Genomic DNA, 17705 nt, shown 5'->3' with positions numbered 1-17705 from the left:
CCACTCCCAATTTTCATCGAGTCTGTCCGGAACGAGAGTTGATATTCCTCTATTAATAACTAGGAATATCTCATAGAAAAAGTATGTTTTTGAGAGTTTGGGCAACTACCCTTGTGCTAGCTTCTTTTTGGTTGACATCTCCATTGATCACTTCGGTTTTGGCAAATCAGGCTCTTCCAACTTCTCAATCTAGAAATTCTAAACTGATTTCTGTCACAAAAGCTGAATTCGGAGTTGAGAGAGTTGGCGCCAGAGGTAATGTTACCTTTATTCCCACAACGAGAGTGCCACTTCAAGAGAAAAGGCGTTACGGATGGCGAATTCAACTCAAAGATTACAAGGGTGAAATAACATGGCGAGAAGTTCTGCGATTGCCAAAACAACCAGAAAACTGGGGTACAGATAATGGTGAAAACTTCTCACTCTCAGCAAACGGTACTGAAGGTGTAACTACTCGGACTCAGAAGGCTGAAAATGGTGTGATTGAGAACTTCTGGACTATTGCTCCTGGCGATCCGAGTGGTAAGCATAAGATAGAAGTTTACATTGAGAATCGGCGTATTGCGGCTTTCGAGTTTGAAGTGGTTAAAGTTAAGCAGTAGGGATGTTCGTAGTAAGCACTAGACGTCTTTGAAAAAGAATGTAGAGACGTTAAATTTAACGTCTCTTGGGTTTTGGGCAACGCATAGTTCATTTCTGGAAATGTCTACTAGACCCATACGTGAAAATTAAATATGCGTCAACCAAACCCTTGTAGAGACGCGAAATTTCGCGTCTCTACATTTTTTTCCACGATGTTTGTCTATTTGTGTGTGCTTAAATATGAGGGCTGAAGCCCTCACTACTTTTAATATGTGCGTTGAATTTTTTGCTTATGCGATCGCACTAAATAAGTCTTATTCCCATTTTGCAAGCGAACCACCACATCAACCACGCTATCAGGTTCTAAATTTGGTCCACCCCTAACTACCATCTCGACTCCGGAGTTAGAAATTCTCGGTTGTTCAGAAAAGGTTGTTTCCCAAATTGTTTCACCATTACTTTTAATTAGCCACAATTTATCAGCAGTTAATGTTGACGCGACTGGTTTTCCATCCTCCGCTTTTAAGCGGACACTCGCCATTATTCCTTTATTATTTGGAGTGGTACTTGGCATAAAATTACGCCACAAATAAGTATCAATTGCGTAAGAACGTCCATTTATTGTTACCTTGTCAGGCGCGGTTTTTAGTTCGCTAGTAGACGCATTTCCCCGCGCTGATTTACAATAATATAGATTCCCTACAGCTTCAGATGCCCAGTGTTCTTTTGGGACATCAGAAAACGGTGCAGGCAGTTTGTCAATCTGCCGATTGGCACAAGCTTGTTGAATTTGCTCTTCTGTTGGCTGCGTTTGAGCAAGCACTTGTGTTGATGTAATTAAGCAAAGTGGCGAAATTAAAGCAGTAATAACCAACAGTTGCTTCATAGTCCGGCTCATCTAATCGCAATTTGGGTCAAATATAAGTTGACCAAGTTGTCAAACTCAAAGTTCCAAATTATTAAACCTTTTACATAAATTCAGTTTTATGGTACTTGGAATCATATCAAGTCCGGTTGATTAACATTAATAAAAAAATCCGAAATCCATGTAGAGACGTAGCACTGCTACGTCTCTACATCATATGTAATCTACTGGACATGAAATCATATCAAGTCCGGTTGATTAACATACATCCTTGCTTTGATCTCTCCCCGCCAAAAGTTCCTTTTGGCTCCCCCTAGTAAAAGAGAAATTGGAGGGGAGGCTTCCACGCAAGGAACGCTTTGCGATAAAACATAATATGTAAAAAATGCAGCAATTCGTGTCAAGATCGAGATGGAATTGACTTTAGGCTATCTTGATTCCATACGTACTGTTTCATGTCGCTGGGCCATGAAACTTCATCGGGTGTGGCAATTTTTAGGGTGCTGGAATTGAGTTTGTTATATAAGCCCACAAAATCACCAACTTCAATCTGATTTTTTTGAAAGGTTTGGCGAAGAAGTTCGATTGTAAACATCATGTTATGCGCTTCAAAGCTGCCTTCAGGAAACAAACGCGGAAATATCAAAAATTTGATATCGTCTCGTTTTTGCTTAATAGCTCTTTGGGGTGTAATTCCATATTTCTCTGATAATCGATCGCCTTGAATGAAAACCATAATGTAGTTTGGACCTAGTACCCATTTTCGATAGCCGTTACCGAAGGTGAAAACATTGATGAGTTGACTAGTGCGCTGCCTCCACTTCTGTTCTTGAATTCGTCGTTCTGCAAAGTCAAACACCCTCGCGTGTCTACAGATAAAGTTTCTTTTAGCAAGATTAAGAGCTCTTGCCAAAAAAATTGTTCCCAGACTATCCCCTGATAAATTGAGAGTTTTCGAGTTGTTTACGGCATAAGTAATCAAATTTGCCGCATTTTCAATGACTGGACTACCAGATAAACCAACATAGTCAAAAGCTGCATTAATCCAGTCAAGATATCGGTTAATCAAAGCAATAATTGGACGTTTTTTAAGAAAAGTGGAGTTGTTCATATTGGCGATGCCAGTTAAAAGAGTAGTAGCATACCTACGGCTCCTTTTTGAAGACTCCGACTCACTTTGTCCCAGCCCAGAGACAAATATGGCAAAAAGTTCACGCTGATCGTTTTCTGGATAATAGGCGATTTCAGATGCAATCGTGGTGATTGGGTTAACAGATGCCATCACCGAGTCGAAATCCAAAACCTCTTCGCTACCTGGATTTTGAAATTGTCCATCAAATTTTTTATCGGGGAATAGAGCTTCAAAAGGCCAGCGCCACCACGGAGATACGATTCGTTTTGCCTTATCCGTACTGTTCATAAAAGACTTTCCTAAAGTACACGTCGTGTGTTTAAAGGGGAAACGCGAATGTGTCTGTAATTATACAAAGTAATTTGACAACCTATAAGCAAACCGGCTTGCTCCGGCTGCCTAGCACGCGTAAGCACAAAGAGTCGATCTGCTCCCCAAGAGTGGCAGGACGTTGCCAATCACCTCAGTCTGGGTAATGAAACTTCACAGGTCAACACTGCTAATCAACAAAAGTGCGGTATATTTTTGATAAAATATTAAGTATTACTGCTGGCAAATATTTTCAGATTCAACTAGGCGATCGCACTTTTAGTTCGGCTGAGTATAAAACATGGTGAAACTCCCTCATTGCTTTGCTCGTCAAAAATAGTACCCTCAGGGGTACTGCCAGAGCTTAGTTATCCAAACCATACTACAGATAGATACAAATTGAATTCTTTTCCATTGGACAACAAACTCCAACAATAGGAAGGCAATAAATATGCGTAGACGTCATGGATTTACCCCTCGTACTGGTGAGACTCAACCACTGGGTGAATTTACAGAAACTGGAAAGTTCGGGAGAATGTTTCCTAAATTGCCGAGTTTTACTCCATCACAACAAAGTTTGACTGAATTGGGCGAGGCAATGAACGATCCAAGCCCAAATACTGCCGACGGTGACAATTTAAGTGTCCCTGCGGGGTTCACATATCTTGGTCAATTTGTCGATCATGACATAACCCTTGATACTACTGCTCTGCAAGAGACTCTTGTCGATCCATTGGCAGTGCAAAATTTCCGCACACCAAAGCTTGACCTTGATAGTCTCTATGGCTCAGGACCTGATGTGCAACCGTATCTCTACCAACTGGATGACCCGGATCTATTTTTAATTGGGACAACGAACGAAAAGCCAGGAGGGGGAGATCCATCGGTTCCCACTAAACTGCCCAACGACCTGCCTCGTGCCCAGAGTACTTTAGGTATTCTTGGCGACTCACGCAACGACGAAAACTTAATTGTTGCACAACTACACTTAGCTTTTTTGAAGTTTCACAACAAAATAGTTGCAGGGATTAGGGATGGAAGCATTAAACCAAAGAATTCTACTGACAAGTCAGTTTTTATACAAGCCAGAGAATTGGTGATTTGGCACTATCAGTGGATTGTACTCCACGATTTTTTGACTCGCATTCTTGACAAGGATCAGCTAGAGACAGTCTTGAATAAAGGCAGACGCTTTTACAATTTTAAGCGAGAGCCATTCATCCCTGTTGAGTTTTCAGTAGCTGCCTATCGTCTCGGTCACAGTATGGTGCGTGCGGCTTATAACTACAACCGGGTTTTCACTCCTCTTCCTGGGGGAGTTACTGCTGCTACTTTGGAACTGCTGTTTGCTTTCACTGCCAAATCAGGTAAGTTGGGTGACTTTGCCAATATTCCTATTCCCAGTGACTGGATCATTGACTGGAGAAGGTTCTTTCAAATCGATCCTAATGTGCAAGTTGGTTTTAGCCGCAAGCTAGATCCATTCCTCGTTGAACCGTTGAAGAATTTGCCGAATGTTCCACCTCCTAGTTCATTGGCAGTGAGAAATCTGCTACGTGGTCGCAGTCTCGGCTTACCATCTGGTCAAAGTGTCGCTCGGTTTATGAAACTCCAGCCGTTGACTAGGGCTGAAATTTCCACAGGAGCTGATGGAGCAGTTGCCGTCAAGCAGAAGTTTGATATTGAGTCACCACTGTGGTATTACATCCTCAAGGAAGCGCAAGTCCAGGGTCAAGGAAAGCGCTTGGGTCAAGTAGGAAGTCGCATTCTCGCTGAGGTCTTTGTCGGTCTTTTAGAAGCAGATAGCAGCTGCTTTATGGCACGTTGCCCAGATTGGAAGCCGATGCTACCTGCCCAAAATCCTGGTACATTTACGATGGTAGACTTATTAAAATTTGTCGGAGAACTCAATCCGATTGGCGATAAAAAATAAAATCTAGGGGTACGGATTTGGTATAGGACTTACGCACTCCTGATCGGAAAAACGAACCGCAGAGAACGCAGAGTTCACGAAGGAATGAGGAAGAGAGAGAATTTTTGCGTAAGTGTTGTAGAGACGCGAAATTTTGCGTCTCTACATTGTTTTCTATATTTCTTCAAGCCAATTGAATTTTTCTTGCCGATTTACTTAACGCACCCGACAAATATCTAGATATGGTATTTGTAGTTAGGGCTAAAGCGCTCTATTTAACCACTGGAGTGGTTACTACGTATGAGCCTGAATTTGCTTGACTACAGTCAGTGCTGAGTAACTCACCCCAGCAGTACCTTCCCCTGGATGGGTAGAGTCTCCCACTAACCATAAATTCTTGATTGGTGTCCGATTTGCGAAACCAAAGGGACCGAAAGTAGATATTCTTTGACCAATACCGCCGACAATGCCGCGATCGCGTGCTGTATAATTGGCAAAGGTACGGGGTGTTGCTGCTTCTACATGAATAATCGTGTCTGGTTTCAAGTAGAAGTATTGGGAAAGATGAGCGATCGCTTGTTCTGTATATTTTTGTTTTAATTCTTCATAATCCTCAGTCTGCCACCAAGGTAACGGATCGACAAACGAAGAAGCAATAATTGTTGCTTTACCCTCCGGAGCGCGACCATCTCCCGGATGGCTGACGGAAACAAATAACGAATTATTCTCGCCAATTTCACCATTAGCATCATACATAAATTGTAGATGGGGTGGGCATCCTGGAGGAATGGCGCTTTCGTCTACACCCAAATAAACGACAAACGCACCAGATGCGGGTGGTAGTTTTTCTGTTCGCTTTTTATACCCGCGAGGAGCTTTTTCACCTAATAGTTGCATTAAGTTCTGTACGGTGACATTTGCAACTATATGGTCGGCTGATTCTGTCCAGACTTCGCCAGTTTTCTGATTTTTAATGACGACACCAACAGCTTTGTTATGCTTTACTTCGATATGTTCTACACTATGGCGCATCAACAACTTACCATTGTCTTTTTCCAAGGCTGAAACTAAGCGATCGCTCAATACTTGCATACTACCTTGAAGATGAAACAATCCTTGGGGTAGTTGTGATACACTCAATGCTGTGGCTGCGTAAAGTAATGCTGTCTCTTCTGCATTCACCTGAGAATAGAGCTTTAATTGCAGATCCAAAAATGTCCGCAAACGGCGATCGCTTCCTAATTTATAAGCTCGTAAAGCATCGCCTACTGTAAACAAAGTGTAAGGCACGGTAATTAATGTACCAGACCGCACCGCTTTAGTCAACTGCCATAAGTCCCAAATGTTGCGCGGTGGTAGCACCGGATCGCGTCCTTGAAATTTCCAACTAGCTTTAAATAAAGCTGCCATCAATTGCCAGAGTGGTTCACTACCAGGAAACTGTCGTTGACGTTCTTCTTGCCATTTTTCTAAATTACGCCAAACGTTAATCGGTGTTTTCTCCCCAGGAAGATACACCGCACAAGCAGGATCGCAAGGAGTTGCTTCGGGAAGCTCGATTTCTAATTCTGAGAAAATACGGTGGTGAATACCTCCTGGTTCTAACCCCGCTACTTGAGTTGCTCCTACATCAAAGGTAAATTCTTTGCGTTTGAAGGTAGAAGCACAGCCTCCCGGTACAAGCGCTTGATCCAAAATTAACACGCTGTAGCCTCTGTGAGCTAATAAAGCCCCAGCAGTTAGTCCACCGATTCCTGCACCGATGACGATGACGCGATCGCTTGGCATAAATACTTATGACATATTTCTTAATATTTATATTTATAATTTTATATTATTTGAGTCAAGTAGGAAATTTTGAACCGCATGTAGGCGATCGCAATCGTTGTCATGCAACAATCGTAGAGACGTAGCATTCCTACGTCTCTATGTGCGTTTTTTGTTGACATTTTACACCAGGCGTGCATATCAACTTACGGGGCAAATTTACCTAATTTTATTCATATATCGTTCGACACATCTGTAAAACTTGCAACCATCTTTGCCCCATAATTCTTGCGTAAGGTTTGGTGGGATATTGGTATGGTTTATACATTTGCTTTTGAATGTCAGTAACTGTAATATTACCATTAACAGATACTTTGCGAACGAGTTGAAATTTTTCTAAGAACTGCAACCAAGAGTGATGATCTGACCAAATCAAAGACGTTATCGGTTTAGCGACGATTTTTAAAATACATTCGATAATGCATTGATAAATTGGTCTTAACAAGAGTGGACTATAATCCAATTTTACAGCATTATATATCCATCCCAAAGTAGTCCAATAATCACCGCAAGCTCTACTTTTCCATGACAGGTAGACGTAAAAAGTACTGGCAGACCAAGTATATATATAAGCCGGAATTTCTGGATGTCGTTTTTGGAAATCTGCCATAACTAGATTGTAAGACTTTGCCATTGTTTTACAACTGTTAGACATGCTGATACTAACTTGACGATAACCAATCAAAAACTCAGGTACAACCCGAAACTGATAACATTCTGCAATTTTTAAGTAGATATCCCAATCTTCGCAACCTTGAGCATTTTTCTGTTTAAGTTTGCAGTTGTAACCACCAAGTTTATCAAAACAACTTCGGCGAATCAATGGTGCACTCGCATTGCCGATAAAATTGGTAAACAGCATAGCTGGGTAAACTTCTCCCTGTACGCTGTGAATGTTCAAATAATCATAAGGCGTATATTGTCCGATAATTACATCATCTTCGTCAATAAATAACGACCAGGCATAAACTAATCCTACAGATGAACCTCCCTTTAATATGCATTGCACTTGTTTGTCAAGCTTAGAGGGATACCAAATATCATCAGCGTCGAGGGGTGCGATATATTCCCCTCTCGACTTTTCTATTGCTAAATTACGCGCTGCGGCAACTCCAGCATTTTGCTGTTTAAATAAAATTACACGGCTGTCTTTTTGGGCAAAAGATGCCACAATTTCGGCAGTTCTATCTAGTGAACCATCATCAACTACTAAAACTTCGATATTTTCGTAAGTCTGCGAGAGGACAGATTCTAATGTCCGACCAATAAATGCCTCTGCGTTATAAGCAGGAATAATAACTGAAACAAAGGGCAGATTAGCCTTCATTTTGTTGACAAACATTGGAAATGTTAGTTAAAGAATTTAAGAAGTTAGCCAAAAACTGAAAACAGATAAAAATTTGACAAAAATTACGAAAGAAAAGAAATATTTTCTACATGAAATTACTTATACGAATAGATGTGACATATGATATTTTACAATAATTGCCGTAAAAATCAACTAGATTATTTAGTGACATAATTTACCCCTTCCCCTTCTGAAAAAACCTTTCCCCCTGGAATAACCCAGGGGCATTTGGGGCTTGTTTTGTAGATCCACAAGTTACCACAGGCATTTGAGTGATGTTCGCGCTTGGGTCTCAATCATGAGAAGGCTGTCCCCAAATCCCCGTGCCCCCCTTTTTTTATGTATTTCTCTGGTTGTAAAAAAAAAGGCAAAAACACCCCACAGGCTTATATATCTGACGTTGCGCGTACAAAGCCTTGCAAAGCGGAGGCTTCAAGCTTTTAGCCCACAAATGTATGCCTGTAAACTCTGCACCAATAAATGTAGATGCCGATGTTAAAATTGGGATGCGATCGCTTTGAGCGCTAATTAAAATTGCGACTCAAGCAGGAGACAATGATAGTTGTATCTATGTTTGAAATGAGTCTGAAGAAGGATGAATAAAAGTTGTGCAAGCAATACGCAAATTCAAAGTCAACACTTTTTGACATCGCGGGTTATATAAGTCCTAGGTAAAATAAAGAAGTAACAAAGCTTTTCCACTTCCTTACGACCAATGACTTCAACCCTGCTGAATTTTCCTCGTCTGAATGCCCCGAAGCTGCACATCTTGCCCAGTGGGTTGACAATAGTCGCAGAGCAAATGCCCACTGAAGCGGTTAACCTTAATTTGTGGGTTAAAGTTGGTTCAGCCGTAGAATCAGATGGAATTAACGGCATGGCTCACTTTTTAGAGCATATGATTTTTAAAGGCAGTGAGCGACTAACTAGCGGTGAGTTTGAACGTCAAATTGAAGAGCGCGGTGCTGTTACTAATGCCGCCACCAGCCAAGATTATACTCATTATTATGTGACAACTGCTCCCAAAGATTTTGCGGAGCTAGCCCCACTACAAATTGATATAGTAACTAATGCCAGTATTCCTGACAAAGCTTTTGAAACAGAACGATTGGTAGTTTTAGAAGAAATTCGCCGTAGTGATGATAATCCTCGCCGGCGCACCTTTCAACGAGCGATGGAAATGGCATTTGATCAACTACCCTATCGTCGTTCGGTATTGGGACCAGAAACAGTCATTTCTCAACTAAAACCCCAGCAAATGCGGGATTTTCACGCTATGTGGTATCAACCACAGTCAATGAGAGCTGCGGTTGTGGGTAATTTGCCGGTAGAGGAATTAATTGAAATTGTCGCCGAGGGATTTACCAAAAAAGACCCCATAACCCCACCCGAACAGCATTTAGAAATTACTCAAGAATTACCATTTACAGAAATTGTCCGCCGAGAATATGTGGATGAAACTCTAACTCAAGCACGATTGGTGATGGTTTGGCGGGTTCCTGGGTTAATTAAGCTTGGGGAAACTTACGCACTGGATGTTTTGGCGGGAATTTTAGGACATGGACGCACATCAAGGCTAGTGAGAGATTTGCGTGAAGAAAGAGGATTGGTTTCTTCGGTTTCTGTGAGTAATATGACGCAGCGGTTGCAGGGGACTTTTTATATTTCCGCGCATTGTGCTGTAGAAAATTTGCCAGCTGTGGAAAGTGCGATCGCTCACCAGATTAGCAGGCTACAAACACAAATCATCGTCCCCGCAGAAATTGAGCGCGTGCGAAAGCGTGTAGCTAACAGGTTTATTTTTGGTAACGAAACACCAAGCGATCGCGCTGGTTTGTACGGTTACTATCAATCTATGGTAGGAGACTTAGAACCAGCCTTTGATTATCCAAATCACATTCAGGCTCAAAATGCAACCGATTTAATGCAAGCTTCCCAAAAGTATCTTTCACCAGATGCTTACGGTGTCGTTGTCATGAAACCAGCATAGGGCATGGGGCATGGGGCATGGGGCATTGGGCATTGGTAATCAGGATAAATTTTTCCTTGTCCCCCACTCCCCCTCTCCCCCTCTCCCCCTCTCCTCCTCTCCTCCTCTCCCCATTCCCCATTCCCTAATCAAACAATGTGGACTAAAATTGATACTGATATTAGCCAGGTGACTGGTGAGAAATTTGAGAACCAGAGTAGGCGATCGCTAAGTGGTGGATGCATCAATCAAGGTTATGCTGTCAGTAGTGGCGATCGCACTTACTTTGTCAAGCTAAACCAAGCAGCGCAAATTGCGATGTTTGAGGCTGAAGCGATGGGTTTGCAAGAAATGCGGCAATCAAATAGCATACGCGTCCCGAAACCAATCTGCTGGGGGACAGCAGATAATTTCAGCTACATCGTTTTAGAGTGGCTGGAAATGAATCAAGGTAGTAGCAAATGTTGGGAAGAAATGGGACGCAAGTTAGCCGCGATGCATTGCTACACTAGCAACCAAGGTATGGGCTGGAAAATTAATAATACCATTGGTTCCACGCCGCAAATTAATACTTGGACGGCAGACTGGGCAGAATTTTATGCTCAACATCGACTATTGTATCAATTTGAACTTGCAATCCGGCGGGGTGGCAATTTTCCTCAACAAGAAAAATTACTCGCAGCTATAACTAAGTTACTATCACACCAACCGCAACCTTCCTTAGTGCATGGCGATTTGTGGGGAGGAAATGCTGGGTGTACTGTGTCAGGAGAACCGGTAATTTTCGATCCGGCAACTTATTTTGGCGATCGCGAAGTTGATATCGCCATGAGTGAACTTTTTGGCGGGTTTCCGTCAGCGTTTTATCGTGGTTATAACGAAGTCTTTCCTCTAGATACAGGCTACGAACAAAGAAAGACTATATATAACCTATATCACATTCTCAATCATTTTAATTTATTTGGCGGCGGTTATGCTTCGCAAGCGAATCGCATGATTGAAGAGATTTTGCGGTTTTGAAGGAAAGCGATCGCATTCAGACAACCTATTTGAAAAAGAATTATTGTGACGTTAAATTTAACGTCTAATCAAGAGTTTCGGGCAACGCATAATCAGCCTAGCAGTCGATGTCTACTAGATATCTCCAGAAAACAATGTAGAGACGCGATCGGACGAAGTCTCTACAAAGGTTTGGGGCAACGCATAATTAAATTCGGTCGATGTCTACTAAATATTAACATGTCTGCAATGCCAATCCTAGCCGCTGCAAGCATCAAACGAGTTTTTGGCGTTGCTGAAGAAAGGAAACGCTGTTACTTTTTGAGCGGGGGGTGTAGTTTTTACTTCCCAAAATCAAAATATTTTCCCACACAATATCAAGCTTTATCTAGGACACTTCATCATTTCCTCATTTTTATCCTTTAGTTTTCGTGAGATGACAACTAACTAAAGTAAGAGGTTTTCTATGAGCGGCTTATGTCTTTCGGTTGCCAAAAACTATCCTAAATTGCTGAGACTACTTTTGTCTGTGCGGGTAAATAGCACCACTTTACTGATGAAAATGTGCGATCGCGTTGGCAAAGGGTCTCGTAGAGAAACGCGGCATTGCGATCGCACGGTCTTTCATTCCTCAATTCTCTGCCAAGGTGCTTTATCACAATTAACAGTCCAGCAAATGAGTTAATACTCGGCTATGACGGAGTATGACATGAAAATTTTAGTAGTGGAGGACGATCAGCGTACTGCAACGATGGTGTCAGAAGTGCTCAGATCCCATAATTACATAGTTGATACGAGCGCTGAGAGTCAAACAGCTTTGCAACTAGTGCGAGGTTTTGCATACGACCTGATCATCCTCGATATAGTTTTGCCTGGGTTAGATGGCATTAGTCTTTGTCGTCAATTGCGATCTAGCGGCTATCAAATGCCGATTTTGCTATTAACTGTCAAAGATAGCAGCACCGATAAGGTGATGGGCTTAGATGCAGGTGCAGATGATTACATGGTCAAACCTTTTGACGTGTCAGAACTAATTGCCCGCGTTCGCGCTTTATTGCGACGAGGAAGTAATATTTTGGCTCCCGTACTGACTTGGGGAAAGTTGCAACTTGACACCAGTAGCAGCAAAGTTGTTTATGAAGGGAGGCTTTTACGACTGACAGCAACAGAATATCGTTTATTACACCTTTTTTTGCGAAATCCGCAACGTATATTTAGCCGGAGTATGATTTTAGACCGTCTTTGGTCGATTGCTGAGTATCCGGGTGAAGATGCGGTGACAACTCACATCAAAAAACTTCGCCAAAAATTAAAAGCAGCAGGAATGACTGCTGATTTAATTGAAACAATCTATGGCTTAGGATATCGCCTTTTACCTCCACCAGAACAGACACCTACACCTAAGTCGTCATTATCTTCTACTGATGCCGACAGGCAACAAGCTGAAAATATGGTGATAGAATCTGTTAACAATATGTGGCAGCGCACCAAGGAGAGCTTTACCTGTCAGCTAGTATTATTTGAGCAGGTGGTTAGTGCTTTGATGACAGACACCCTAAGCGAGCAAATTCAAGACGCAGCAAAGCTAGAAGCTCATAAAATGGCTGGTGCACTGGGTTCTTTTGGCTTTAATGAAGGTTCGAGATTAGCACGCAAGATTGAACAGTTGCTTGAAAGTGAAGCAATAAAAGAACAAGCAGCACAACTACAGCAACTAGTTAGTTTGTTACAACAAGAACTAGAAAAGCCACCAACTCTAAGTGCTGTTGCGCCTGTTTTAGAGGAGCAATCTGCTTTAATACTGATAATTGATGACGATCGCTTATTAATTGAACAAATCACTACTTCAGCGATCGCTTTAAATTTGCGAGTAGAGGTAGCGAATTCTTTAGCTGCTGGTAAAGAAGCGATCGCTCAAAATCCCCCCGACGCGATTTTGCTCAATCTGATTTTTGCTGACACCAATGAGAATGGACTGACGCTACTGGCTGAATTAGCACAAAGCAAATCTTTAATCCCGGTGTTAGTTTTGACCATAAGGGGTAGCTTGCTTGACCGAGTAGAAGTAGCTCGCTTAGGCGCTCGTGCCTTTTTACACAAGCCCTTGGCTCCAGATCAAATCCTTAAAGCTGTCACCCAGATACTCAATCAAGCTACCGCAGCTGAAGCGAGAGTTTTAATCGTGGATGATGACCCCCAAGTACTGACAACCTTAACCGATTTACTACAACCTTGGGGACTTGATGTGACAACTTTAGAAGATCCACAAAATTTCTGGGAAGTGCTAACTACTACAGCACCTGACCTACTAATTTTAGATGCTTCCATGCCTACTTTCAGCGGCATAGTTCTTTGTCAAGTGGTACGTCAAGACCCTCATTGGGGAGATTTGCCCATCGTCGTACTCACATCTGACACAAATCCTGATACTATACGTCAAGTATTTGCCGCAGGTGCAGATGATTATGTAGGTAAACCAATTGTGGAACCAGAACTGATTACCCGGATTATCAGTCGTCTAAAACGGGTACAACTGTGGTAGAAGAAACTTTTGAGTCCTGAGTTCCGAGTCGGAGAAAGTTTAGAAATCTTGAGTTACGAGTCCTGAGTTTTAAATTTTGACTAATTTATTTAACTTAACACTCAACACTCAACAACGCACCTAAGCGCAACTGTCAGCAAAGCTGCTCACAACACTGGTGCCTCAACAATAAACGCTCTTACTCTGCTCTCAGCACTCGCTAGTGATATTATTTATATATTATTAATTGGTAATCAAAAATTTATCATGCTTCGATTCAGATGGTAAAAATTATTTTTATAATATTCAATAGCTAGTACTCATGGGCGGAAATAAATCCTCATTTTTATGGTGTAGGTCTTTTGACTTCTAAAGTAGCGGCACTAATAATAATTATTTAAATTTTCTCAACAACTATTTAATATTTAAGGTTTTCAAACAAAAAGATGATGCCAGAAAAGATAGATTTAACGAACTGCGATCACGAAAAAATTCATATTCCTGGTTTAATTCAACCACATGGTATTCTTTTTATTTTACAAAAACCAGAATTTACTATTTTACAAGTTAGCAAAAATAGTTTTAATTTTATTGGTATCCATCCCGACAAGTTGTTAGGCAAAAAACTTAAAGAATTACTGGATGTCCAGCAAATTTCTCATATTCAACAATGTTTACCTAGCGATTTAGAAAGCGTCAATCCTGTCAAGATATCTTGGAAAACTCAAGACAATACTTTCCTATTTGATGGAATTATACATCATTCTCAAAAAGTATTAATTCTGGAATTATTGCCTGTTACATCACAAGACAATCAAGACTTTTTGACTTTTTATCAGTTAGTCAAACCCCCGATTAAGCAAATACAAAATACAATTAATTTACAAGAATTATGTCAAGTTTTAGCCAAACAAGTGCGAAAAATTACAGAATTTGACCGAGTTATGATCTATCGATTTGATGAGGAAGGCGCTGGGAAGGTCATAGCCGAAGATAAATTAGAAGAGTTGCCTCCTTATTTGAGTTTACACTATCCTGCATCAGATATTCCCAAACAAGCAAAGCAGTTATATCTTCTCAATTGGTTACGGTTAATTCCTGATGTTAATTATCAACCCGTAGAACTGATTCCTACTTACAATCCAGTTACGAATGAACCAGTAGATTTAAGTTATTCAGTCTTGAGGAGTGTTTCTCCCATGCATGTTGAGTATTTGCAGAATATGGGTGTTACCGCTTCGATGTCAATTTCTTTAATCAAAAATAAAAAACTATGGGGATTGATTGCCTGTCATCATAATACACCTAAATATGTACCCTATTATATTCGCACTGCCTGCGAATTTTTGGGACATGTAATGTCTTTAGACATTGGGACTAAAGAAGAAAATGAAGACTTAGATTACAAACTCAAACTCAAGACAATTCAATCGAAGTTTGTTGAGGCTATTTCCGAAACCCCAAATTTGGTACATGCTTTAAGTGAGCAGAAGAATGAACTATTAGATTTAGTCAGTGCTGAAGGTGTTGCTATTTCCTGGAATCAAGAATTGGTACTATTTGGCAAAACACCATTAGAAGCGGATATTCAAAACTTAATAGACTGGTTAGTGACGCAAATTAATAACGATAACGTTTTTTATACAGATTCACTCTTCAAGGTTTATCCCGCATCAGAAACTTTTCAAGATGTTGCTAGTGGAATGTTAGCACTTGCCATTGCTAAAAGTCAAAAACATTGGATTTTGTGGTTTCGTCCCGAAGTGATTCAAACAGTAAAATGGGGGGGGAATCCCAACAAACCAGTGGAAGTTAATGAAAATGGTAGTTTGCATCTCTCACCACGTAAATCTTTTGAAATGTGGCAAGAAACAGTACGATTTAAATCTTTACCTTGGAGAAAATGTGAAATTGATGGTGCTTTAGAACTAAAAAGCGCTATTGTAGCAATGGTAATAAAAAAAGCGGATGAACTAGCAAAAATTAATGTCGAATTAGAACGCAGTAACAGAGAATTAGATGCTTTTGCTTACATTGCTTCTCATGATTTAAAAGAACCGCTACGGGGGATTCACAACTACTCAACATTTCTGATTGAAGATTATGCAAAATTGCTGGATGAAGATGGAGTCTTTAAACTACAAACTGTGGTGCGTCTGACTCAGCGGATGGAAGATTTGATTAATTCTCTGCTGCATTTTTCTCGTTTAGGACGAGTTGAACTTGTAATGCGACGAACTAATTTGCAGGAATTAGTAGAAAGTGTGATAGAAGTATTAAAAATTAGCTTAAAAGAGACGAGAAATGTAGATATTCGCATTTGCCAACGATTACCCGATATTAAATGCGATCGCATTCAGGTGAGTGAAGTATTTAGTAATTTAATCAGCAATGCCATTAAATACAACGACAAAGCGAATAAATTAGTAGAAATTGGCTTTTTAGACCAAGAAGCAACAAACCAAGCCACAATCACTTTTTATGTGCGAGATAATGGTATAGGAATTAGGCAAAAACATCTAGATAATGTTTTTCGCATTTTCAAACGTCTGCACACCGCAAGTCAATATGGTGGTGGTACCGGCGCCGGTTTAACTATTGCCAAAAAAATTGTCGAGCGTCACGGGGGCAAAATTTGGATAGAATCTACTTATGGAGAAAGTAGCACTTTCTATTTCACATTACCAAGTTGAGGTAAGTAAGTCAATGTTTGGACACCAAACTCCAACATTATTGGTTATTGAAGATAGCGATGAAGATTTTGTTGCTTTACAACGCATGATGAAGGGGACATCTCTTCCTCACCGAGTTGAACGTTGTACTGATGGCGATGACGCTTTAGACTTTCTCTATCATACAGGCAAATATGTACATAATAAAACAGCACCCCGTCCATCTTTAATTTTACTCGACCTCAATTTGCCCGGTACAGATGGACGAGAAATTCTACACCAACTCAAGCAGGATGATAGTCTGAAAATGATTCCTGTAGTGGTATTTTCTACATCATCAAATCCTAAAGATATTGAAGCTTGTTATGAATATGGTGTAAATAGTTATATTCTCAAACCAATTGATGTCCATAAATTGAAAATGACAATCGAAATTTTTAGTAAGTATTGGTTTGGAGTAATCAGTCTACCTGACACGTGAAAACGTGTCAAAAATTAAAGATTAAATAAGAATTATTAAATATCAGAAAAAGCAAGATTCCCGACTTATTTAATGAGTGTATCTTTAGTGCCTGATGCTCAAGGTCAACCATCCTACTTTGTGGCTCAAATTCAGGATATCACCGACCGCAAACAAACAGAAGCCGCATTAGACGATCGCAAACTTGCTTACCCTGCCTTACGCAGCTGCGAAGACGAATTTCGAGTTTTAAGCGAAGCTTCCCCAGTCGGCATCTTTCGAGTAAATCCCCAAGGAGGATGTATCTACACCAATCCTCGCGCTCAAGCAATTTGCGGCTATACTTTTGAAGAAGCTTTAGGACATGGCTGGATCAACTTCGTTCACCCAGAAGATCGTCAGCTTCATTTTTCTCGTTGGTTACAAGCAGTAACAGCAAATCAAGAATTCATGGGAGAAGTGCGTTCTCTTCATCGAGACGGAATTATACGTTTTTGTCGAATTAAAACAGCTCCCATTTTTTCTGACCAAAAAGAATTAATCGGTCATGTCGGAACCATTGAAGACATTACCGAAATGCGAGCTATAGAAAAGATGAAAAACGAGTTTATTTCTGTTGTCAGCCACGAATTGCGAACACCATTAGCTTCGATTCGCGGTTCTTTAGGATTGCTCGCTTCCGGACGACTGGACAACCAACCGCAAAAAGCCCGACGCATGTTAGAAATTGCCGCGCTTGACACCGAACGCTTAGTACGTTTAGTCAATCAAATTCTTGATTTAGAGCGACTCGAATCAGGCAAAATTGTTTTGGCAAAGCACTCATGTAATGTTGCTACTTTAATGCAGCAAGCAATAGAAGCTGTGCAATGCTTTGCGGAAGAAGCCAACATCACCCTAACAGTTTTTCCCCTATCTATTGAGATATTTGTCGATAGCGATCGCATCATTCAAACTCTTGTCAACCTGTTAGCAAACGCCGTTAAATTTTCGCCCTCAGGAAGTACTGTTATTCTAAGCGCAGAAGTTCAAAACGACAACAAGGACTCCAAGGAGACTCCAAGGAGACTCCAAGGAGACACACAGAACATCGGAAACATCTTTCCCCC

At 40.9% G+C, this 17705-nt stretch carries 13 protein-coding genes; 9 read left to right on the top strand and 4 right to left on the bottom strand.

Annotation, left to right across the window (positions count from 1 at the left end; translation table 11 throughout):
- Window positions 1-83: 83 nt before the first annotated feature.
- Window positions 84-602 carry a PM0630 family protein gene (locus tag OGM63_RS10680; RefSeq protein WP_263745511.1) on the top strand — a complete coding sequence of 173 codons (519 nt, stop codon included), beginning with the start codon at window positions 84-86 and terminating at the stop codon, window positions 600-602.
- A gap of 245 nt (window positions 603-847) precedes the next feature.
- Here the strand turns inward: OGM63_RS10680 and OGM63_RS10675 are convergent, their stop codons facing one another.
- Together OGM63_RS10675 and OGM63_RS10670 are read right to left on the bottom strand one after the other, a co-directional pair.
- On the bottom strand, window positions 848-1468 hold the full coding sequence (locus OGM63_RS10675) for a hypothetical protein (protein WP_263745510.1): 621 nt from the start codon (window positions 1466-1468) through the stop codon (window positions 848-850).
- Between the two features lie 379 nt (window positions 1469-1847).
- Window positions 1848-2867 carry a hypothetical protein gene (locus OGM63_RS10670; protein ID WP_263745509.1) on the bottom strand — a complete coding sequence of 340 codons (1020 nt, stop codon included), beginning with the start codon at window positions 2865-2867 and terminating at the stop codon, window positions 1848-1850.
- A gap of 472 nt (window positions 2868-3339) precedes the next feature.
- Here OGM63_RS10670 and OGM63_RS10665 point away from each other — a divergent pair, with 472 nt between their 5' ends.
- Window positions 3340-4821, top strand: a complete 1482-nt coding sequence (locus OGM63_RS10665; protein WP_263745508.1) for a peroxidase family protein — start codon at window positions 3340-3342, stop codon at window positions 4819-4821.
- A gap of 273 nt (window positions 4822-5094) precedes the next feature.
- Here the strand turns inward: OGM63_RS10665 and crtD are convergent, their stop codons facing one another.
- Both crtD and OGM63_RS10655 read right to left on the bottom strand, forming a co-directional pair.
- Window positions 5095-6588, bottom strand: coding sequence for a C-3',4' desaturase CrtD (crtD, locus tag OGM63_RS10660; RefSeq protein WP_263745507.1), 1494 nt, complete (start codon window positions 6586-6588; stop codon window positions 5095-5097).
- Between the two features lie 208 nt (window positions 6589-6796).
- Complete coding sequence (locus OGM63_RS10655) at window positions 6797-7969, bottom strand: glycosyltransferase family 2 protein (protein ID WP_263745506.1); 1173 nt, start codon at window positions 7967-7969, stop codon at window positions 6797-6799.
- 721 nt (window positions 7970-8690) lie between these two features.
- Between OGM63_RS10655 and OGM63_RS10650 the strand changes: the two genes are divergently transcribed.
- From OGM63_RS10650 to OGM63_RS10620, 7 genes are all read left to right on the top strand, one after another.
- Complete coding sequence (locus OGM63_RS10650; protein WP_263745505.1) at window positions 8691-9965, top strand: M16 family metallopeptidase; 1275 nt, start codon at window positions 8691-8693, stop codon at window positions 9963-9965.
- Between the two features lie 135 nt (window positions 9966-10100).
- Window positions 10101-10964 carry a fructosamine kinase family protein gene (locus OGM63_RS10645; protein WP_263745503.1) on the top strand — a complete coding sequence of 288 codons (864 nt, stop codon included), beginning with the start codon at window positions 10101-10103 and terminating at the stop codon, window positions 10962-10964.
- A gap of 445 nt (window positions 10965-11409) precedes the next feature.
- Window positions 11410-11628, top strand: coding sequence for a hypothetical protein (locus OGM63_RS10640; RefSeq protein ID WP_263745501.1), 219 nt, complete (start codon window positions 11410-11412; stop codon window positions 11626-11628).
- Window positions 11629-11652: 24 nt separating this feature from the next.
- A complete protein-coding gene (locus OGM63_RS10635) occupies window positions 11653-13485 on the top strand; it encodes a response regulator (protein ID WP_263745500.1) in 1833 nt (610 codons plus the stop codon).
- A 425-nt stretch (window positions 13486-13910) separates the two neighbouring features.
- Window positions 13911-16157: an ATP-binding protein gene (locus OGM63_RS10630; RefSeq protein ID WP_263745499.1), complete on the top strand. Its 2247-nt coding sequence runs from the start codon at window positions 13911-13913 to the stop codon at window positions 16155-16157.
- Window positions 16117-16617: a response regulator gene (locus OGM63_RS10625; RefSeq protein ID WP_263745498.1), complete on the top strand. Its 501-nt coding sequence runs from the start codon at window positions 16117-16119 to the stop codon at window positions 16615-16617. The genes OGM63_RS10630 and OGM63_RS10625 overlap by 41 nt, the downstream gene beginning before the upstream one ends.
- A 72-nt stretch (window positions 16618-16689) precedes the next feature.
- Window positions 16690-17705: PAS domain-containing sensor histidine kinase (locus OGM63_RS10620; protein ID WP_263745497.1), on the top strand; the 1016-nt coding region annotated here is incomplete at its 3' end.

This window comes from Plectonema radiosum NIES-515 (assembly GCF_025753815.1).
GTDB lineage: Bacteria > Cyanobacteriota > Cyanobacteriia > Cyanobacteriales > Nostocaceae > Hassallia > Hassallia radiosum_A.
The sequence above is the reverse complement of the archived record's forward strand: the minus strand, read 5'-3'. Positions and strand labels throughout refer to the sequence as shown.